Annotated in this window: 17 protein-coding genes; 5 read left to right on the forward strand and 12 right to left on the reverse strand. The window is 61.4% G+C overall.

Annotated elements, in window-relative coordinates; translation table 11 throughout:
• Positions 1-57 precede the first annotated feature (57 nt).
• The 5 genes from G502_RS19620 to G502_RS22790 all read right to left on the reverse strand — a co-directional run bounded on the left by G502_RS19620 (position 58) and on the right by G502_RS22790 (position 6,842).
• Positions 58-2,973 (reverse strand): 2-oxoglutarate dehydrogenase E1 component, encoded by a 2,916-nt coding sequence (locus tag G502_RS19620; protein WP_022728555.1) that lies wholly within the window; start codon positions 2,971-2,973, stop codon positions 58-60.
• Between the two features lie 67 nt (positions 2,974-3,040).
• Positions 3,041-3,919: a succinate--CoA ligase subunit alpha gene (gene sucD, locus G502_RS0110105; RefSeq protein WP_022728556.1), complete on the reverse strand. Its 879-nt coding sequence runs from the start codon at positions 3,917-3,919 to the stop codon at positions 3,041-3,043.
• Positions 3,920-5,116, reverse strand: coding sequence for an ADP-forming succinate--CoA ligase subunit beta (gene sucC / locus G502_RS0110110; protein ID WP_022728557.1), 1,197 nt, complete (start codon positions 5,114-5,116; stop codon positions 3,920-3,922).
• A 178-nt stretch (positions 5,117-5,294) separates the two neighbouring features.
• Positions 5,295-6,251, reverse strand: a complete 957-nt coding sequence (mdh, locus tag G502_RS0110120; protein ID WP_022728559.1) for a malate dehydrogenase — start codon at positions 6,249-6,251, stop codon at positions 5,295-5,297.
• A gap of 459 nt (positions 6,252-6,710) precedes the next feature.
• Positions 6,711-6,842: a hypothetical protein gene (locus tag G502_RS22790; RefSeq protein ID WP_022728560.1), complete on the reverse strand. Its 132-nt coding sequence runs from the start codon at positions 6,840-6,842 to the stop codon at positions 6,711-6,713.
• Between the two features lie 187 nt (positions 6,843-7,029).
• On the opposite strand from G502_RS22790, the gene G502_RS19625 reads away from it, so the two are divergent.
• Both G502_RS19625 and G502_RS0110135 read left to right on the forward strand, forming a co-directional pair.
• Positions 7,030-8,103 carry a fatty acid desaturase gene (locus G502_RS19625; protein WP_022728561.1) on the forward strand — a complete coding sequence of 358 codons (1,074 nt, stop codon included), beginning with the start codon at positions 7,030-7,032 and terminating at the stop codon, positions 8,101-8,103.
• Complete coding sequence (locus tag G502_RS0110135; RefSeq protein WP_022728562.1) at positions 8,100-9,194, forward strand: zinc-binding metallopeptidase family protein; 1,095 nt, start codon at positions 8,100-8,102, stop codon at positions 9,192-9,194. The genes G502_RS19625 and G502_RS0110135 overlap by 4 nt, the downstream gene beginning before the upstream one ends.
• Positions 9,195-9,204: 10 nt before the next feature.
• On the opposite strand, the gene G502_RS0110140 is transcribed toward G502_RS0110135, so the two are convergent.
• Positions 9,205-10,263: a MaoC family dehydratase gene (locus tag G502_RS0110140; RefSeq protein ID WP_022728563.1), complete on the reverse strand. Its 1,059-nt coding sequence runs from the start codon at positions 10,261-10,263 to the stop codon at positions 9,205-9,207.
• Positions 10,264-10,307: 44 nt separating this feature from the next.
• Positions 10,308-11,195, reverse strand: a complete 888-nt coding sequence (locus tag G502_RS0110145; RefSeq protein WP_022728564.1) for an HpcH/HpaI aldolase/citrate lyase family protein — start codon at positions 11,193-11,195, stop codon at positions 10,308-10,310.
• A 155-nt stretch (positions 11,196-11,350) separates the two neighbouring features.
• On the opposite strand from G502_RS0110145, the gene pdxY reads away from it, so the two are divergent.
• On the forward strand, positions 11,351-12,208 hold the full coding sequence (gene pdxY / locus G502_RS0110150) for a pyridoxal kinase PdxY (protein ID WP_022728565.1): 858 nt from the start codon (positions 11,351-11,353) through the stop codon (positions 12,206-12,208).
• A 37-nt stretch (positions 12,209-12,245) separates the two neighbouring features.
• On the opposite strand, the gene G502_RS0110155 is transcribed toward pdxY, so the two are convergent.
• Complete coding sequence (locus tag G502_RS0110155) at positions 12,246-13,259, reverse strand: aspartate-semialdehyde dehydrogenase (protein WP_022728566.1); 1,014 nt, start codon at positions 13,257-13,259, stop codon at positions 12,246-12,248.
• Positions 13,260-13,350: 91 nt separating this feature from the next.
• On the opposite strand from G502_RS0110155, the gene G502_RS19630 reads away from it, so the two are divergent.
• Together G502_RS19630 and G502_RS0110165 are read left to right on the forward strand one after the other, a co-directional pair.
• The gene (locus tag G502_RS19630) at positions 13,351-14,334 is read left to right on the forward strand and encodes a L,D-transpeptidase family protein (protein WP_022728567.1); all 984 of its coding nucleotides are present in this window, start codon (positions 13,351-13,353) and stop codon (positions 14,332-14,334) included.
• A 63-nt stretch (positions 14,335-14,397) separates the two neighbouring features.
• Complete coding sequence (locus tag G502_RS0110165) at positions 14,398-15,009, forward strand: pyridoxamine 5'-phosphate oxidase family protein (RefSeq protein ID WP_022728568.1); 612 nt, start codon at positions 14,398-14,400, stop codon at positions 15,007-15,009.
• A gap of 95 nt (positions 15,010-15,104) precedes the next feature.
• Here G502_RS0110165 and G502_RS21450 read toward each other — a convergent pair whose 3' ends face one another.
• From G502_RS21450 to leuC, 4 genes are all read right to left on the reverse strand, one after another.
• Positions 15,105-15,350 carry a hypothetical protein gene (locus G502_RS21450; protein WP_051152122.1) on the reverse strand — a complete coding sequence of 82 codons (246 nt, stop codon included), beginning with the start codon at positions 15,348-15,350 and terminating at the stop codon, positions 15,105-15,107.
• Between the two features lie 260 nt (positions 15,351-15,610).
• Positions 15,611-16,723 (reverse strand): 3-isopropylmalate dehydrogenase, encoded by a 1,113-nt coding sequence (leuB, locus tag G502_RS0110175; protein ID WP_022728570.1) that lies wholly within the window; start codon positions 16,721-16,723, stop codon positions 15,611-15,613.
• A 51-nt stretch (positions 16,724-16,774) separates the two neighbouring features.
• Positions 16,775-17,383, reverse strand: coding sequence for a 3-isopropylmalate dehydratase small subunit (leuD, locus tag G502_RS0110180; RefSeq protein WP_022728571.1), 609 nt, complete (start codon positions 17,381-17,383; stop codon positions 16,775-16,777).
• A gap of 26 nt (positions 17,384-17,409) precedes the next feature.
• Entirely contained in the window at positions 17,410-18,819 is a 1,410-nt protein-coding gene (leuC, locus tag G502_RS0110185) for a 3-isopropylmalate dehydratase large subunit (RefSeq protein WP_022728572.1), read from the reverse strand.
• Between the last annotated feature and the right edge of the window lie 42 nt (positions 18,820-18,861).

Genomic DNA, 18,861 nt, shown 5'->3' on the forward strand with positions numbered 1-18,861 from the left:
ACCCTTGTGCGCCGGACGGCCAGGCCGTGCGGCTTTCGTGTCATCCTTCAGGCGCCGTTACTTGGCGGCCTGTTTGGCCGACTGCTTGGCCTTTTCCTCGTCCATCGCACGCCGAGTGCCTATGCGTCCGGTTCTCTTGAGCCCCTTGGTAAAGGCTTCGTCAATCAGCTGGGCCTGCTCGGCCTCATGGCGCTTGAACGAGCCCGTGGCCGGGGATGCGGCCGAACGACGGCCGGCATAACGCGGGCGCGGATTCTTGAAGCCGACATCCGTGGCCACTTCCTCGATGAAGCTTTCGACAACGGACCAGGCGCCCATGTTGCGCGGCTCCTCCTGGCACCAGACAATATCGCAATGCTTGTAGGGCTCCAGCTCCGTGGCCAGCCCGTCCACCGGGAAGGGGTAGAGCTGCTCAAGGCGTATGAGATGGATATCCTTCAGCTTGCGCTTTTCCAGTTCGTCCAACAGATCGTAGTAGACCTTGCCGCTGCAAAGCACCACCTGCTTGGCGTCCTTGGGCTGACTTGGCTGCTGCGGTGCCGGCAAGACCCTGTGGAAAGTGGATTTGCCGGTGAACTCCTCCAGAGTGGAGACACAGCGCTTGTGGCGCAGCAGGGACTTCGGCGTCATGACCACCAGTGGCTTGCGGAAGTCGCGATGCACCTGACGGCGCAGGGCGTGGAAGTAGTTCGCCGGTGTGGTGCAGTTCACCACCTGCATGTTGTCTTCGGCACAGAGCTGCAGGAAGCGCTCCAAGCGTGCCGAGGAGTGTTCCGGCCCCTGGCCTTCGTAACCATGCGGCAACAGCATGACCAGGCCGGACATGCGCAGCCACTTGGCCTCGCCCGAGGCGATGAACTGATCGATGATTACCTGGGCACCGTTGACGAAATCGCCGAACTGCGCCTCCCACAGGGTGAGCGCCCGTGGCTCCGCCAGGGAATAGCCATACTCGAACCCCAGGACTCCCATCTCGCTGAGGGGGCTGTCCACGATCTCGACCTTGGCCTGTTCCGGATCGATGTGAGCCAGCGGCTTGTAATGCTCCTCGGTCTCCTGGTCGACCCAGGCGGCATGACGCTGTGAAAAGGTTCCGCGGTTGCTGTCCTGGCCGGACATGCGCACCGGATGCCCCTCCAGCAAAAGGGTCCCGAACGCCAGTGCCTCGGCCGTGGCCCAGTCGATGTTCTCGCCACTCTCCAGCGCCTGCTTCTTCGCCTCGAGCTGACGCGCAATCTTGCGGTTCAGGTTGAAGTCATCCGGCACCGTGACAAGTGCCTTGCCGACCTTCTCCAGTTCATTCTTGGGCACGGCTGTCTTGCCGCGGCGCGGATCATAGCCGCGGGCGGCCTTGAAACCGCTCCAGGCGCCTTCCAACCAATCCGCCTTGTTCGGCTTGTAGTTCTTGGAAGCCTCGAATTCCTCTTCCAGCTTTGCATACCAGTCCTTGACGAAGGACTCGCCCTCTTCCTCGCTGATGACCTTCTCTTCGACCAGCTTGTCCGTATAGAGCGCCCGCACCGACTTCTTGTCGCGGATCGTCTTGTACATGATCGGCTGGGTGAAGGCCGGTTCGTCGCCTTCGTTGTGGCCGTAACGGCGATAGCAGAACATGTCGATGACGACATCCTTCTTGAAGGTCTGCCGGAACTCCGTCGCAATGCGTGCCACATGGACCACCGCTTCGGGATCGTCACCGTTCACATGGAAGACCGGCGCCTGGATGATCTTCGAGACATCCGAGCAATAGGGGCCGGAACGCGCATTCACCGGATTGGTCGTGAAACCGATCTGGTTGTTGACGATGAAATGAATCGTCCCACCGATGCGATAGCCCCGCAGCTCCGACAGATCCAGGGTCTCGGGCACCAGGCCCTGCCCCGCGAAGGCCGCATCGCCGTGCATCATCAGGGCCATGACTTCGGTGCGGTCCTCGTCATTGTGCTGCTGCTGCTTGGCGCGCACCTTGCCCGCCACCACGGGATTGACTGCCTCCAGATGCGAGGGATTGGCGGTCAGCGAAAGGTGCACGCTGTTGCCGTCAAACTCGCGGTCCGTCGAGGTGCCCAGGTGATACTTGACGTCACCGGAGCCGCCCACGTCCTCGGGATGCGCAGCGCCGCCCTGGAACTCACTGAAGATGGCCTGGAAGGGCTTGGCCATGAAATTCGCCAGCACGTTCAGGCGCCCCCTGTGCGGCATGCCCAGCACGACTTCCTTCAGGCCCAGCTGGCCGCCACGCTTCACGATCTGTTCCAGCGCCGGAATCATGGACTCGCCGCCGTCCAGGCCGAAACGCTTGGTACCGGTATACTTCTTGTTCAGGAACTGCTCGAAACTTTCCGCAGCCGCCAAGCGCTCGACAATGGCGCGACGGCCCCGCTCGGTGAAATCCGTGCGGTTCAGTTCCGCACCCTCGATGCGTTCCTGGATCCAGCGTTTCTGGTCCGGGTCCTGGATATGCATGAACTCGACGCCGATGGAGCCGCAGTAGATACGCCGCAAGCGCTCCATGATCTGGCGGATCGTGGCTGTTTCCAGCCCCAGGACATTGTCGATGAAGATCGGACGGTCATAGTCGGCGTCCGTGAAGCCGTAGGTCTTGGGATCCAGCTCGGGATGCGGCTCGATCTCGGTCAGGCCCAGCGGGTCCAGCTTGGCTTCCAGATGTCCGCGCACACGATAGGCACGGATCAGCATCAGCGCACGAATGGAGTCCTTCGCCGCCGCACGAACCTTGGGGTCGTCACAATAGACTCCCTGGCCTGCGGCTGGGGACTGGCCACCGCCTTCGGCCTTGTCCACCATCCCGTCCAGCAGGCTGCGCGCCTCATCGGACAGGGACCCGAAAAAGTCGCGCCAATCGCTGTCCAGGCTATCGGGCTCTCCCAGGAAACGGGCATAGAGCTCTGCAATCTCTGCTGCGCTCGGGCCGATGAGAGCGGTATCAACGTGCGGGTTCTGCTGCGCCATCTTGCAATTTTCCGGCGGGGGCCGGCTGGCGGACCCCGCCGCCTCTCCTTCTTATCGGGTCGCGGCCTTACGCGGCCTTCAGTGCCTCTAACATGGTGCTTCCCAGGTGTGCCGGCGAGTCCGAGACATGAACGCCAGCTTCCTGCAGTGCCTTGATCTTGAAATCGGCAGTGTCCTTTCCACCGGAGATCACGGCGCCCGCATGTCCCATGCGGCGGCCCGGCGGTGCCGTGCGACCGGCGATGAAGCCGGCAGCCGGCTTCTTCTTCGGCGCATCCCGCAAAAACTCGGCCGCCTCAACCTCGGCATCGCCGCCGATTTCGCCGATCATGATGATGCCTTCGGTCTCGTCATCATCCAGGAACAGCTTGATGCAATCGACAAAGTTGGTGCCGTTGACCGGGTCGCCGCCAATGCCAATGCAGGTGGACTGCCCCAGGCCTGCAGCAGTGGTCTGGGCCACGGCCTCATAGGTCAGTGTGCCGGAACGCGAGACAATACCGATCTTGCCGCGCTTGTGGATATGACCGGGCATGATGCCGATCTTGCAGGCATCCGGCGTGATGACGCCCGGGCAGTTCGGCCCCACCAGGCGCGTGTTGGAATCCGCAAGGGCACGCTTGACCTTGACCATGTCCAGCACGGGAATGCCTTCGGTGATGCACACCACCAGTTCGATCCCGCCGTCAATGGCTTCCAGGATCGCCTCCGCCGCAAACGGCGGAGGCACATAGATCACGCTGGCATTGGCACCGGTTTCCGATACGGCGTCGCTCACGGTGTTGAAGACCGGCAGGTCCAGGTGTTTCGAACCGCCCTTGCCCGGCGTGACGCCCCCGACCATCTGCGTGCCATAGGCGATCGCCTGCTCGCTGTGGAAAGTTCCCTGTGCGCCGGTGAAACCCTGACAGATAACGCGTGTATTCTTGTCGACGAGAACTGACATTTATGCAGCCTCCTTTACCGCTTTCACGATCTTGTCGGCTGCGTCCGCCAGATCGTCGGCCGAAACGATCGGCAGGCCCGATTCCTCAAGAATCTTCTTGCCCAGCTCGACATTCGTGCCTTCCAGACGCACAACCAATGGCACATGCAGGGAGACCTCCCGTGCGGCCGCGACAACGCCCTCGGCAATCACGTCACAGCGCATGATGCCACCGAAGATATTGACCAGAATGCCCTCCACGTTCGGGTCGGACAGGATGATCTTGAAGGCCGCCGTGACGCGTTCCTTGGTGGCGCCGCCACCCACGTCGAGGAAGTTGGCCGGATCGCCGCCGTAGAGCTTGATGATGTCCATGGTCGCCATGGCCAGGCCGGCGCCATTGACCATACAACCGATATTGCCGTCCAGCTTGATGTAGTTCAGCTCATGCTGGCTGGCCTCGATCTCCATGGGATCTTCTTCGTCTTCATCGCGCAGTTCGGCCACGTCCTTGTGGCGGAACAGCGCGTTGTCGTCGAAGTTCATCTTGGCATCCAGGGCCAGCACGCCGCCCTCGCCGGTCACCACCAGCGGATTGATCTCCAACAGCGAAGCGTCCAGATCGGTGAAGGCCTTGTACATGGCGCCCAGGAACTTGACGGCCGCACCAATCTGCTTGCCTTCCAGGCCCAGCGCGAAGGCAATCTTGCGCCCCTGATAGGGCATGAAGCCGATGGCCGGATCGATCGCTTCCTTGAAGATCTTCTCCGGGTTTTCGGCGGCCACTTCCTCGATTTCCATGCCGCCCTCGGTGGAGGCAACGATGGTCACCCGCGAAGTGGCACGGTCCAGCAGCATCGAAAGGTAAAGCTCGCGCGCAATGTCGCAACCTTCCTCGATATAAAGCCGCTTGACCTCCTTGCCCTCGGATCCGGTCTGCTTGGTGACGAGCGTAGCGCCCAGCATCTGCTCGGCGTTCTCGCGCACCTCGTCCCTGGATTTGACGACCCGGACGCCACCCTTGCCATCCGGATCTTCCTTGAAGCGGCCGGCGCCTCGTCCGCCCGCATGGATCTGGGATTTCACGACCCAGACGGGTCCGCCCAGTTCGTCAGCTGCCTTCTCGGCCTCCGCCGGCGTATAGGCCACCTGGCCCTTCGGCACGGCAACGCCGAACTTCGCCAGCAGGCTCTTTGCCTGATATTCGTGGATATTCATGCTGGTCCGTTCGTGATGTTCGTGATCTTTGTGCTGGTGACGACAAGGCGGGACGGCAGCCCCGCCAAATCCTCTTGCGCACCGGAAGCGCGCGTCACTTTATCACCCTGCCAGTGACACGCAACCGTCGCGGCCGCCTTTTGTGGCGCCCGGTCAACCTTGTGAAGGGCTGGCGGCATCAACCGCCGGCCAGCTTCTTGCAGGTATCCAGCAGGCCGCGCACGGAGGCCACCGAGGTCTCGAAGTCCTTGCGCTCCTCATCGGTCAACTGCAACTCGACAATGCGCTCGACACCATCGTCACCAATGACCACGGGAACACCCACATACATGCCATCGACACCGTATTCGCCATCAAGGTAGGCAGCACAGGGCAGGATGCGCTTCTTGTCCTTCAGATAGCTCTCGGCCATCTCGATGGCCGATGAGGCCGGCGCATAGAAGGCCGAGCCGCTTTTCAGCAGACCGACAATCTCGGCGCCCCCGTCCCGGGTCCGTTGCACGATTTCCTCGACCCGCTTGGCATCGATCCAGCCCATCTCGACCAGATCTGGCAGGGGAATTCCGGCCACGGTGGAATAGCGGGTCATGGGCACCATGGAGTCGCCATGGCCGCCCAGAACGAAGGCCCGCACGTCTTCGACGGAGACCTTGACCTCTTCGGCAATGAAATGACGAAAGCGAGCAGAGTCCAGAACGCCGGCCATGCCGACCACCTTGTTGTGCGGCAGGCCGCTTGCCTCACGCAGCACCCAGACCATGGCGTCCAGGGGATTGGTGATGCAGATCACAAAAGCGTTGGGAGCATATTTCTTGATGCCCTCACCTACGGAGTTCATGACCTTCATGTTGGTTTCGACCAGATCGTCACGGCTCATGCCCGGCTTGCGGGGCACGCCAGCCGTCACGATCACCACATCGGCGCCCTCGATGTCGGCATAGTCGTTGGCACCCTTCAGCTTCGCATCGAAACCCTCGATCGGCGCGGACTGTGCAATATCCAGCGCCTTGCCCTGGGGCAGCCCTTCGGCAATGTCAAACAGCACCACGTCGCCCAATTCCTTGAGTCCGGTCAGCAACGCCAGCGTACCGCCAATATTGCCTGCGCCGATAAGTGCAATCTTGCTTCGTGCCATGAAACGACTCCTCGAAAGCTATGGTCGGGCAACCCGCCCTTGTGAAATTCACGGGCTGTTTACGCCCTTTGCCTCCAGCGGGCAAGGGATCGGCGGGCGCCTGTGCCTCTTTCCGGGCACTACATCAATCTGCGGTAGATGCTGGCCGGACTCTAGCTCCTACCGCTCGTCGAAAAGCTTTGCATCGGAGCTCCATTGCGCCAACTCCGGGTTCCCTTGCAGCGCCCACATATACGCTCCCCTGCCCATTCACTTTCGAAAGTATCGCGGCAACGCAGGCACTGCCTGGTCTTGCCTTCAGCCACATCTGGTCTGTCCCCCAACGGACTGTCACCCGAGGGTTGGAAGAAGGTCATGTCGTGGTTTCCTTGCAGATTCATACACATGCAGCTGTCTGTCCGGCAGCAATCGCACCGCCGGACAGTCGGGCCCTGAAAAGCCGAAATTCAGCGAGCGGGCTTAACGGGCGGGCTTGGAGCCCTTCGCTGCGTCGCTGCTCTTGGCCGTGCCGGCGGGAGCGTCGGCAGGTTTCGTATCAGCCTTGTCCTCAGGTTTATCTTTTTGCTTCGAGGAAAAATCTTTGAATGACATTGAAATTTTCTTTCGTATTTTCCGGCATTAATTCGCCGGTCTTAAATATATGGGTATTATGGAATTGATTCCCAGATTATAATATTTACGTAAAGACTCTACGTTTATTTCCAAATTCTGCTGGATACACGGTAAGAAGTGACCGAAAAAGACGTGACTTCAATGCACAAGCCCATGAAAGACCATAGTGATCCAAGAAAAAGCCATCGGGGATGCGCCTTCAGCCCAAGCTGAATTTCCGACCCAAGCTGAACTTCAACGTGCCACTGCCCCCTTCCAGACACCGACGCTCCGTGAAAGCTTGAGCCAGATTGTCACCTCCTTCGGGGGGTTCATCCTCACCTGCACGGGCATGTATTTGCTGGCAGCACAGTCCTACTGGCTCGCCCTGCTGCCAGCGCCTCTGGCCGCATTGTTCCTTGTCCGCATCTTCATCATACAACATGACTGCGGCCACTATTCCTTCTTCCGCTCACGCAGGGCCAACAACGTCACCGGGTTTATCTGTGGCCTTCTGACCCTGACCCCCTACACATCATGGCGCCGCCAGCATGCGGGACACCACGGCATCTGGAACGACCTGGATCGGCGTCAAAGCGGCGCAGACATCTACTCGTCCTGCCTGACCACCGACGAATACAAGGCCTTGAGTCCGCGCCAGCGTTGGGCTTATCGCACGGCGCGACACCCGCTTGTCGCCAACCTTCTGCTGCCCCCGCTGATCTTCCTGCTGCTCTATCGCCTGCCCTTCGACATGCCACGCGATTGGCAACGCGAAAGACGCGGTGTCTATTTGACAAACATTGCATTGCTCGGCCTGCTTACCGGCCTTGGTCTGCTGCTTGGCTTCGAGCGTGTGGTTCTGGTTCAGTTACCGGTCATGATCCTGGCCGCGATCGTCGGGGTCTGGCTGTTCTCGGTTCAGCATCGCAGCGAGTCCACCCAGTGGTTCCGGCATGATCGCTGGAGTGCGCAGGCCGCTTCAATCGAGGGCTCCACCTTTCTGAACCTGCCTCGGATCCTGCGCTGGTTCACGGGCAATATCGGCTATCACCATGTCCACCACCTGAATCCGCGAGTCCCCAATTACCGTTTGAAGAGCTGTCATGAAGCCCTGCCGACCCTGCACGGCGCATCACAACTCAGCTTTCGCGGAGGCATGCGCGCGCTTTGGTACGTCCTCTGGGATGAAGGGCGCGAGAAAATGGTGACACTGCGGCAGCTGAATCGAGAACAGCCGCAAGGCAATGCGCCTGCATGAAGCTCTTCGAGTGCCAGAACTGCAGGCAACGCCTCTATTTCGAGAACACGAGGTGCGAGCACTGCGGCATGGCACTGGGCTACATTCCCGAAATAACGACGCTCAGTGCGCTTTCGCCCTCTGGTGACGGCGCCTGGAAGGCACTGGCTGCCTCCGGCCGGACCTTCCGCTTCTGCGCCAATGCCAGTCACGACGCCTGCAACTGGCTTGTGCCCCAGGGCAGTAAGGATATCTGCAGCAAGGACATCTACTGCCACGCCTGTCGACACAACCGGACGATACCTAACCTCTCGGATGCGCGGAACCTGCTGCTATGGCAGAGGATCGAGGGCGCCAAGCATCGGCTCTTTTACGGCCTGCTGCGCCTTGGCCTGCCATTGGTGGACAAGCGTGCGGATGCCGCGCATGGCCTTGCGTTCGACTTCCTTGGCCAGGCACCCGAGCCGTTCCAGGAATCTTCCCAGGTCATGACAGGACATGCCGAGGGCCTGATCACCCTGGATATTTCGGAAGCCGACGACGCAGCGCGCGAACGCCACCGCCTGCAGATGGCGGAACCCTATCGCACCCTGCTTGGGCACTTTCGCCACGAGATCGGGCATCACTACTGGGAAAGGCTTGTGCGAGGCGGCGTCTGGCACAGCGCTTTTCGCGAGCTGTTCGGCGATGAGCGCCAGGACTACATGACGGCCCTGCAGAACCACTATTCCCATGGCCCTCCTTCCGACTGGCAGGACCACTACATAAGCAGCTATGCCAGCGCCCATCCCTGGGAGGACTTCGCCGAGTGCTGGGCACACTATCTGCATATTCTGGACACCCTGGAAACGGCACATGCCTTCCAGTTGCAGGTTGCGCCGCGCACCGGCCGCGATTTCGAAACCGCCCAAAGCTTTGACATCGATCCCTACGAGGAAGCGGATTTCGACCGTCTGTTCGCAAACTGGCCGTCCCTGACCTTTGCGATCAACAGCCTAAGTCACAGCATGGGGCAGCCCGACCTCTATCCCTTTGTCCTGACTCCGACTGTCATGGGCAAGCTTCGCTTCGTGCACGGGCTTGTCCAGGCCAACAGAGGACAGCTTTGCTAGCCCCAGAGAGCTATCCGCGCCGCGGCATCAGGACGGTATAGTCCAGGTCCAGCACAACGCAGGGGTCGGGCTTTCCCTCTTCATCCTTGTCAGGAAACTCGGTACAGGGCCGGTCCTTCGCGCCAACGCTCCGCAGCCTCAAGGCCGCAAGATCGTTGCGGCCGGGCAGTTCCATCTTCTCCAGAACCTCGGACCAGGCAAAAAGCGTATGGCCTGCAAAGGTGGGCGAAACATGGCGCCCGCCATTGATGGCCGCAATCCGGACGGCATTGCCCAACCCGTTGAAACTGAGCGCACGGACCAGGGAGATGACATGTCCACCATAGACGATACGGCGCCCGAAACGGTTGCTGTTGGCTGCCAATTGGTCGAAATGCACCCGGGCGGTGTTCTGGTAGAGACGGGTTGCCATCTGATGCTCGGCTTCCTCCAGGGTCATGGCGTCACCGTGATCAATCCGCTCACCAACCGCGTAATCCTCCCAGAAATACGGACTGCCGGCCAACTCGCCATCATAGCCGGCGCAGTTCAGACCTTCGGGCAGCACCAGGTCTTCTGCCGCGACCGCATCGGCCAACTCCGGGACCTGGGTCTGTGGTGCCGGCGAGTCCGGATCGCGCTTGTTGACCAGAACCCAGCGCTTGAAGTCCAGGACCGGTTCGCCCAGCTGGTTCACTCCTGTGGTCTGAACATAGACGATCCCGGTATTGCCCGCAGAGGTCTGCTTCAGGCCGATCACCTGCGAATAGGCCGTCAGTGTATCCCCGGGATAGACCGGAATGCCGAAGCGGCACTCGGCATACCCGAGATTGGCCACGGCATTGAGCGAGATATCCGGCACCGACTTGCCGAAAACCACGTGAAAGACCAGCAGGTCATCCAGCGGCGCCTCGTCCAGCCCCAGCGACACGGCAAAGTCCGCCGAGGAATGCAGGGCAAAGCGACTGCCCGTCAGTGCCATGTAGAGTGCAGCATCCCCCTCCGTCACCGTGCGCGGCGTGGCATGACGGATTTCCTGGCCAAGCGTGAAATCCTCGAAGAAATTGCCCTGAAAGGCCTTGTCACTCACATTCTGCTCCTTGTCCGGTCGGAAGGACTGCTCCCGGGTTCACCTCAGGACGCCGCCTGGTCCTCCAGCTCCTTGATGGCCTCGGCCAGGGCCACGGTTCGCTTGGCCGTTTCCACATGCAGGTTCTCGATCAGTTTGCCATCCAGCACGACCACGCCCTTGCCTTCGCGCACGGCTTCGCCATGTGCCTCGATGATGCGATTGGCCTCGGCCACTTCGTCGCTGGAGGGGGCAAAAACCTCGTTTGCCTTTGCGATCGTCTTGGGGTGGATCAGGGTCTTTCCGTCAAAGCCAAGCTCCCTGCCCTGGCGGCAATGCTCGGAAAAGCCCGCGTCGTCGCTCAGATCCAGGTGCACGCCATCGACGATCGCCAGACCGGCGGCCCGGGCAGCCAGGACACAAAGCGACAGCGAGGTCAGGACCGGCAGACGCTGATGGGTATGCTCGGCATTCAATTCCTTCACCAGGTCCGAAGTGCCCATCACCAGACAGGTCAGCCGTTTGCTGGCCTGTGCAATCTCGTCCGCATTCAGGATTCCACGCGGGGTCTCCATCATGCACATCAGGCCAACGTCCTCCCCGGCACCGGCCTTCACCATCAGTTCCTCGGCCTGCCGGACCATGGCTGCCGATTCCACCTTGGGAAGCATCAAGGCATCGGCCCCGCAGGTCGCAAGGGCCTCGATATCCGCACGGCCCCAATCGCTATCCAGTCCGTTGACGCGGACGATGATTTCACGACGTCCATATCCGCCCTGCTTCACGGCTTCGGCAATGTTCGCGCGCGCCTCGTCCTTGGCGTCGGGTGCCACGGCATCCTCGAGGTCCAGGATCAGGGCATCCGCCGGCAGGCCGCGGCCCTTATCGAGGGCTCGCGTGTTCGAGCCGGGCATATAGAGGACACTGCGGCGCGGGCGGAAGGTTTCGGTCATTCTGCTCTACCTCTCTGTCGTAGGGTCGGTCGAGGCTCTTGCGGCAAGCCTGTCCGACGGTCGGTTCTTGCAATCAAAGGAATTCTTGCCGAAGCAGGGCTGCTACAGCAAGTTTGCAGGAAAGAAAAATCGTCAATCCCACTGGAAAGTCCAAAATGAGCATACTCTCCGTCCAGTCCCATGTCGCCTATGGTTATGTCGGGAACCGCGCCGCCGTATTTCCCTTGCAACGCCTCGGTTTCGACGTCTGGGCCGTCAACACGGTCCAGTTCTCCAACCATACGGGCTACGGCAGCTGGACCGGAGAAATCTTCACGCCCGAGCATATCTCCTCGGTCCTTTCCGGCATCTTCGAGCGCGCGCCCCTGGAGTCCTGCGAAGCGGTCCTGTCGGGTTATCTGGGCGCAGCCAAGCTGGGCGAGACCATCCTGTCCACAGTGGACCGCGTTCGCGAAGCCCGGCCAACAGCGCTCTATACCTGTGATCCGGTCATGGGGGACGTAGGCCGCGGCATTTTCGTCCAGCCGGAAATCCCTGACTTCATGAAACAGCGCGCCGTCCCGGCCGCCGACATCATCACGCCCAACCAGTTCGAACTGGAACTCTTGACGGGAGAGACGCCAAGCGACCTTGAACACGCCATCGCAGCAGCTCAAAAGGCACGCGCCCTGGGTCCGGAAGTGGTTGTGGTGACCTCGCTTCAGACCTCGGAAACTCCGGACGACTCCATCGAAATGCTGGCCGTCTCGGGCGAAGGCGCCTGGCGCGTGCGCACGCCCATGCTGCCACTGGAAATCCCGCCGAACGGCGCCGGGGATGCCGTCACAGCTCTGTTCCTGGCACATTACCTGAAAACGCACTCGGCGCCCGACAGCCTGGCCGCCATGGCCGCGGCCGTCTTCGAGATCATTTCTGCCACTCTGGAAGCCGGCACACGGGAATTGCAGCTTATCGCTTCACAAGACCGCTTCGTGAAGCCGGACAAGCGCTTCACGCCGGACAAGGTGGGGTGACAACGCGCTCCCACCCTTCATCCGGCGTTGATATGGCTCAGAGGTAGCTCTCGACCAGCTTCTCTGCGATCTGGACCGTGTTGAGAGCGGCACCTTTGCGCAGGTTGTCGGAGACGACCCACAGGGCCAGGCCGTTGTCGACGGTCGGATCCTGGCGGATTCGACTGACGAAGACGGAATCCTCGCCGGCGGACTCGACCGGGGTGACATAGCCTTCGTCGACCCGGTGATCGACCACGGAGACCCCAGGTGCCTCGCGCAGGATTTCGCGGGCGCGCTCCTCACCCAGCTCATCCATGAACTCGATGTTCACGGCCTCGCCATGGCCCACGAAGACCGGCACGCGCACACAGGTGGCGTGCAGCTTGATCTGCGGATCCATGATCTTCTTGGTCTCCACTGTCATCTTCCACTCTTCCTTGGTCGAGCCATCGTCCATGAAGACGTCGATGTGGGGAATGACGTTGAAGGCGATCTGCTTGGTGAACTGCTCCTTCTTGATCGGATCGTTCACGTAGATGGCGCGGGTCTGGTTGAACAGTTCGTCCATGCCCTCCTTGCCACTGCCGGAGACCGACTGGTAGGTCGACACCACCACCCGCTCGATGGGCATGACTTCATGCAGCGGCTTCAGTGCCATGACCAGCTGGATCGTCGAGCAGTTGGGATTGGCTATGATATTCTTGCGGCCATAGCCGGCGATGGCCTCGGGATTGACTTCGGGGACCACCAGCGGGACGTCGGGATCCATGCGGAACTGCGAGGTGTTGTCGATCACCACGGTTCCGGCACGTGCGGCAATCGGCGCATACTGCTCGGAAACCTTGCCACCCGGCGAAAAGAGCGCAATATCGACACCGGTGAAGTCGAACTTGGCCAGGTCCTGGACCTTCAGAACCTTGTCCTCGCCGAAGGAAACCTCACTCCCGGCCGAACGCTCGGAGGCGACGGCGTAGACTTCATCCGCGGGAAATCCACGCTCGGAAAGGATCGTGAGCATTTCGCGACCAACGTTGCCGCTTGCTCCGACGACTGCCACCTTGTAACCCATAATAACTATCCATATTTGACTTGCGCCTGAACGGGGCTCGGACTTTAGACCTTTGCTTCCGTTTTGCAAGAGATGCAGATGGACGAAAAATATGTCTCAGTCACGCTATGATCACCCCGATTCCTCCCGTCGCGGCTTCCTGAAGGCCAGCGCCTGGACCCTGGCGGCCGGCGCCCTGTTCTCAGGGACACTGGCCGCTGGCCAGGCCTTTGCCGTGGACGGCACTGCCAGCACTGAAGAAGGCGAACGTCCCGAAAGCCGCCTGGTGGGTGAGCTGCGGTATTACCAGGCCAGGAAGGACGACACCCTGGTGGACATCGCAACGCGCATGGGCATCGGCTTCGTGGCCCTGCGCGCGGCCAATCCCGACGTGGATGTCTGGTTGCCGGGCGAGGGAACGGAAATTATCCTTCCGACACAAAGCCTGCTGCCGCCGGCTGAGCACAACGGTATCGTCATCAACCTGCCGGAAATGCGCCTCTATCATTTCCGGGAGGAAGGCGCCCTGCCCGTCTTCTATCCCATCGGAATCGGCCGCGAAGGCCGCACAACCCCGCTGGGCAGCACGCGGATCGAGCGCAAGACCGAGAATCCGACCTGGTATCCGCCGGAATCCATCAAGGCCGAAAAACCCGAGCTGCCCGATGTGGTGCCGCCGGGGCCGGACAACCCCCTGGGCACCCGTGCCCTCTACCTGGGCTGGCCGGCTTACCTGATCCACGGAACCAACAACCCCTATGGTATCGGACGACGCGCCAGTGCCGGCTGTATCCGCATGTACCCTGACGATGTCGAGGCACTCTATCCCACCGTGCCCATAGGCACCGGCGTCCAGGTGCTGAACGAACCGGTCAAGATCGCCTGGGTCGGCAAGGCGCTCTATCTGGAAGTCCACCCCACACAGCAGCAGGCGGACCAGGTGGAACGAAGCGGCTATTTCGACCGCGTCATGCCTGAGAATCTGGTCGGACGCGTCATGCAGGCCGCCGGCCGGGACAGGGACCGCCTGAACTGGCAGGCCATCGACAAGGCCGGAATGGAACGCCCGGGCTATCCCATCCAGGTCAACGTATAAGCCGATCAGGACCGACCAGCGCAGGGCTCACACGAGCAATACGGCCTTAAAAAGGGGGCAGCCATGGCCATCACGACCGTCGCGCAACTGGAAGCGCTTTATGACACAAGCGTCTCCCAAGCCGCGCGCGAGAAGGAAACCGACCGGGTCATCGCGCCCTATGCGCACTTGATCGAAGCCTCCCCCTTCGCGATCCTGGCCACATCGGGCCCTGAAGGACTGGACTGCTCCCCGCGCGGCGACCGCCCCGGCTTCTTGAAGCTTCAGGATGACCGCACCCTGATCCTACCCGACCGCAAGGGCAACAACCGCTTGGACTCCTTACGCAACATTCTGAATGACCCCCGTGTCGCCCTGCTCTTTCTGATCCCGGGCAGCGGCACGACCCTGCGCGTCAATGGAAGGGCCATCATCTCCGACGATCCGGAGTTACTCGACAGCCTGGCCATCGACGGCAAGCCACCGAAAACCGCCCTGGTGATCTCTGTCGAGACGGTCTATTTCCAGTGTGCACGCGCCGTTCTGCGGGCCGGACTCTGGGACAGCGACAGCCAGGTGGACCCAAAAAGCCTGCCAAGTGCAGGCGACATCCTGGAAGCGGTTTCCCAAGCGCGCATCAATGGGGAAAGTTTCGATCAGGACTGGAATGAACGTGCCGTAAAGACGCTGTGGTAGAGTTTCCTGTCCGCAACAGCTACCAGACAGAATAAAAAAAAACCCGACCCTGAAGACTGCAGGGCCGGGTTTTTCTTTGAAAGTTGCCGAAAGGCTTACTTGCGGACAGAACTTTCGAAAGCGCGATCGGCGCGGGCTGCCGCACCTTCGGCACGCTCGGCCGCAGCTTCCGCGCGCACGGCGGAGTCCTCGGCGGAACGTGCAGCCTGTTCGGCCCGCTCAACCGAAGCCATGACCTGCGACTTTTCCTCTTCGCTCATCGCGGTGGAGCAGGCTGCCAGACCGGTTGCGCTCAGCGTGGCGATGCCGACAACGGCGAATGTACGTGCGAACTTGGACATCTTGAGTCCCCTTATCCATTGTTCGAAGTTTATAATTCTGCGTCGCCCCTCCTTGCGTCAGGGCTCATCAACAAGGTGTGATGCATTTGGGAATATTGCAAGTTTGTCGCCTCCAATGTCCCAAAATTGCAACCGCTTACCTCCACAGCACCCTGTTTCGTCCGGAAAGCGTCACAGCCGTTCGGCGAACAGGAGGCATGATGCCATTCATTATTGGTGCAGTTTGCGGCAAAGTTGTGGCAAACCGCCTGCCATGACGATCACGCGTTGAGGCGGTTCAGTTCGCTAAGCACGGCATCGCCCATCTGGATGGTCGAAACCGCCTTGGTGCCCTCGGCCATGATATCAGGCGTGCGCAAACCGGAATCCAGGACATTCTGGACCGCCTGCTCGATCAGGTCGGCTTCCGTGCCCAGGTCGAAGGTATAGCGCAGGGCCATGGCATAGCTGAGCAGGGTGGCCAGGGGATTGGCCTTGTCTTGTCCCGCAATGTCAGGCGCAGAGCCATGCACGGGCTCGTACAACGCCTTGCGCCGTCCATTGTCGTCCACATCGCCCAGCGAAGCCGAGGGCAGCATGCCCAGCGAGCCCGTCAGCATGGCGGCCACGTCCGATAGCAGGTCGCCGAACAGATTGTCCGTCACGATCACGTCGAACTGCTTGGGATTGCGCACCAGTTGCATGCCGGCGTTGTCTGCGTACATGTGGTCAAGCGCGATGTCGCTGTGCTTTTCCTGGTGCAGCTTCGTGATCTCCTGGCGCCAGAGCACGCCGGATTCCATGACGTTGGCCTTTTCACTGGAGGTCACGCGCCCGCTGCGCTTGCGTGCCAGGTCAAAGGCCACGTCGCCCACACGCCGGATCTCGTTGGTCGTGTAGACCTGGGTATTGATACCGCGGCGCTGGCCGTCCGGCAGTTCCTCGATGCCGCGCGGCTCGCCGAAATAGACCCCGCCGGTCAGTTCGCGCACGATCATGATATCCAGGCCCGAAACGATTTCCGGCTTCAGGCTGGAGGCATCGACCAGGGCCTCGAAACAGAGCGCCGGGCGCAGGTTGGCATAGAGCTCCATCTCCTTGCGCAGGCGCAGCAGGCCGCGTTCCGGCTTCTTCTCGAAGGGCAGGTCGTCCCATTTCGGCCCGCCGACCGCACCCAGCAGGACGGCATCGACGTTGAGCGCCTTGTCCATGGTGGCGTCCGTCAACGGCACACCGTGGGCGTCGATGGCAGCCCCGCCCACCAGATCCTCGTCCATTTCGAAGGAAACCGAGCGTTCGCGGTCCATCCAGTCGATGACCCGGCGCACCTGGGTCATGGCCTCGGGCCCGATGCCGTCACCGGGAAGGAAGAGTATCGATTTGTTGGCTGCCATCTTGCTCACTTTGTCCTGTCTGCTTTCACGGTGTCTGGAAATACTTCCGGCTCAGGCATAGAGCCAGGGTTGCCGGGCCTTCTGTGTATTCTCGAAGCTGTCGATTTCGGCCGCCTTGTTCAGGGTCTGGCCCACGTCGTCCAGTCCGTTCAGCAGGCAGTGCTTCTTCCAGGGATCGATATCGAAGGTGATGCGCCCGCCGTCGGGCCCCTCGATCGTCTGGCTTTCCAGGTCGACCGTCAGGGTCGCATTCGCGCCCCGCTCGGCGTCCTCCATCAGCTTGTCGATCTCCTCCTGGGGCAGGACGATCGGCAGGATGCCGTTCTTGAAGCAGTTGTTGTGAAAGATGTCGGCAAAGGACGGACCTATGACGCAGCGGATGCCCGCGTCCAGCAGCGCCCAGGGCGCATGTTCGCGTGAGGAGCCGCAACCGAAGTTGTCTCCAACGATCAGGATCTGTGCAGACTTGTAGGCCGGCCGATCCAGCACGAAGTCCTTGGGATTGCCGTCCTTGTCGTGCCGTAGCGCATAGAACAGGCCCTCTGACAGGCCGGTGCGCTTGATGGTCTTCAGGAAGCGCGCCGGGATGATCATGTCGGTGTCCACGTTCACCATGGGCAGCGGCGCGGCAACGGCGGTCAGCTTGTCGAACTTTTCCATTGTCTTCTCTCCTCTTCGCGCCCTGCTCAGCAGGCCAGTTCGCGCACGTCGCTCAGATGACCCGAGATCGCGGCAGCAGCCGCCATGGCCGGGCTCATCAGATGTGTGCGTCCGCCGGGGCCCTGGCGGCCCTCGAAATTGCGGTTGGACGTGGAGGCACAGCGTTCCCCCGGCTGCAGCTTGTCGGCGTTCATGGCCAGGCACATGGAACAGCCCGGTTCGCGCCAGTCGAATCCGGCCTTGCGGAAGATCTGGTCCAGGCCCTCGGCCTCGGCCTGTTCCTTCACCAGGCCCGAGCCGGGCACGATCATGGCATAGACGCTGTCGGCCACGCGGCGCCCCTCGGCCACACGCGCCACTTCGCGCAGGTCCTCGATGCGCCCGTTGGTACAGGAGCCGATGAAGACCTTGTCCACCGGAATGTCCTGCAGCCGCGTGCCGGGCGTCAGGCCCATGTACTCCAGGGAGCGCTTGATGGCCGCAGACTTGTTCTCGTTGGGAGCGTCCTCGGGCCGCGGAATGGCGCCGGAGATCGGCAACACATCCTCGGGCGAGGTGCCCCAGGTGACCAGCGGCTCGATCTCGCTGGTCGAGAGTACGACCTCCTTGTCGTAGCGCGCACCTTCATCGGACGGCAGCGCGCGCCAGAAGGCCTCGGCCTGTTCCCAGGCGCCCCCCTTGGGCGCATAGGGGCGCCCCTTGATGTATTCGATGGTGGTGTCGTCCGGCGCGATCAGGCCGGCGCGCGCACCGCCCTCGATGGACATGTTGCAGATCGTCATGCGCCCTTCCATGGAGAGGTCGCGGATCGCCTGCCCGGCATACTCGATGACATGCCCGGTGCCACCGGCCGTGCCGATCTTGCCGATGATGGCCAGGATCAGGTCCTTGGCCGTCACGCCGGTGGGCAGGGGACCGTCCACGGTAATGCGCATGTTCTTGGCATGGCTCTGATAGAGTGTCTGGGTGGCCAGCACATGTTCGACCTCGCTGGTGCCGATGCCAAAGGCCAGCGCCCCGAAGGCCCCATGAGTCGAGGTATGGCTATCGCCGCAGACGATGGTCATGCCGGGCTGGGTCAGCCCCTGCTCCGGGCCGATGATGTGCACGATTCCCTGGCGTACGTCGTTCATGCGGAAGATCGGCACGCCGAAATCGGCACAGTTCTGCTCCAGCGTATCGACCTGGATGCGGCTTTCCTCGTCCTCGATGCCGCGCGCGCGGCCTTCCGTCGGCACGTTATGATCCGGCACGGCAAGGGTCGCCTCGGGCCGGCGCACCTTGCGTCCGGCAAGCCGCAGCCCCTCGAAGGCCTGCGGGCTGGTGACCTCGTGCACCAGATGACGGTCAATGTACAACAGGCAGGTACCATCCTCCTGCTGATCCACGAGGTGGCTGTCCCAAATCTTGTCGAACAGCGTGCGCGGCTGAGACATAACTCTCGCTCCTAACCCTTACCGAATGGGGATTTGTCCTAT

This window comes from Fodinicurvata sediminis DSM 21159 (assembly GCF_000420625.1).
Lineage (GTDB): Bacteria > Pseudomonadota > Alphaproteobacteria > Kiloniellales > DSM-21159 > Fodinicurvata > Fodinicurvata sediminis.

Excerpts from the sequence above, each read along its gene's own strand:
- G502_RS21450 (WP_051152122.1), bottom strand. The coding sequence starts at position 15,350 with ATGTCCAAGTTCGCACGTACATTCGCCGTTGTCGGCATCGCCACGCTG.
- leuB (WP_022728570.1), bottom strand. The coding sequence starts at position 16,723 with ATGGCAGCCAACAAATCGATACTCTTCCTTCCCGGTGACGGCATCGGG.
- G502_RS0110155 (WP_022728566.1), bottom strand. The coding sequence starts at position 13,259 with ATGGGTTACAAGGTGGCAGTCGTCGGAGCAAGCGGCAACGTTGGTCGC.
- G502_RS0110165 (WP_022728568.1), top strand. The coding sequence starts at position 14,398 with ATGGCCATCACGACCGTCGCGCAACTGGAAGCGCTTTATGACACAAGC.
- leuC (WP_022728572.1), bottom strand. The coding sequence starts at position 18,819 with ATGTCTCAGCCGCGCACGCTGTTCGACAAGATTTGGGACAGCCACCTC.
- sucD (WP_022728556.1), bottom strand. The coding sequence starts at position 3,919 with ATGTCAGTTCTCGTCGACAAGAATACACGCGTTATCTGTCAGGGTTTC.
- sucC (WP_022728557.1), bottom strand. The coding sequence starts at position 5,116 with ATGAATATCCACGAATATCAGGCAAAGAGCCTGCTGGCGAAGTTCGGC.
- mdh (WP_022728559.1), bottom strand. The coding sequence starts at position 6,251 with ATGGCACGAAGCAAGATTGCACTTATCGGCGCAGGCAATATTGGCGGT.
- pdxY (WP_022728565.1), top strand. The coding sequence starts at position 11,351 with ATGAGCATACTCTCCGTCCAGTCCCATGTCGCCTATGGTTATGTCGGG.
- G502_RS19620 (WP_022728555.1), bottom strand. The coding sequence starts at position 2,973 with ATGGCGCAGCAGAACCCGCACGTTGATACCGCTCTCATCGGCCCGAGC.
- G502_RS0110135 (WP_022728562.1), top strand. The coding sequence starts at position 8,100 with ATGAAGCTCTTCGAGTGCCAGAACTGCAGGCAACGCCTCTATTTCGAG.
- leuD (WP_022728571.1), bottom strand. The coding sequence starts at position 17,383 with ATGGAAAAGTTCGACAAGCTGACCGCCGTTGCCGCGCCGCTGCCCATG.
- G502_RS19630 (WP_022728567.1), top strand. The coding sequence starts at position 13,351 with ATGTCTCAGTCACGCTATGATCACCCCGATTCCTCCCGTCGCGGCTTC.
- G502_RS0110145 (WP_022728564.1), bottom strand. The coding sequence starts at position 11,195 with ATGACCGAAACCTTCCGCCCGCGCCGCAGTGTCCTCTATATGCCCGGC.
- G502_RS22790 (WP_022728560.1), bottom strand. The coding sequence starts at position 6,842 with ATGTCATTCAAAGATTTTTCCTCGAAGCAAAAAGATAAACCTGAGGAC.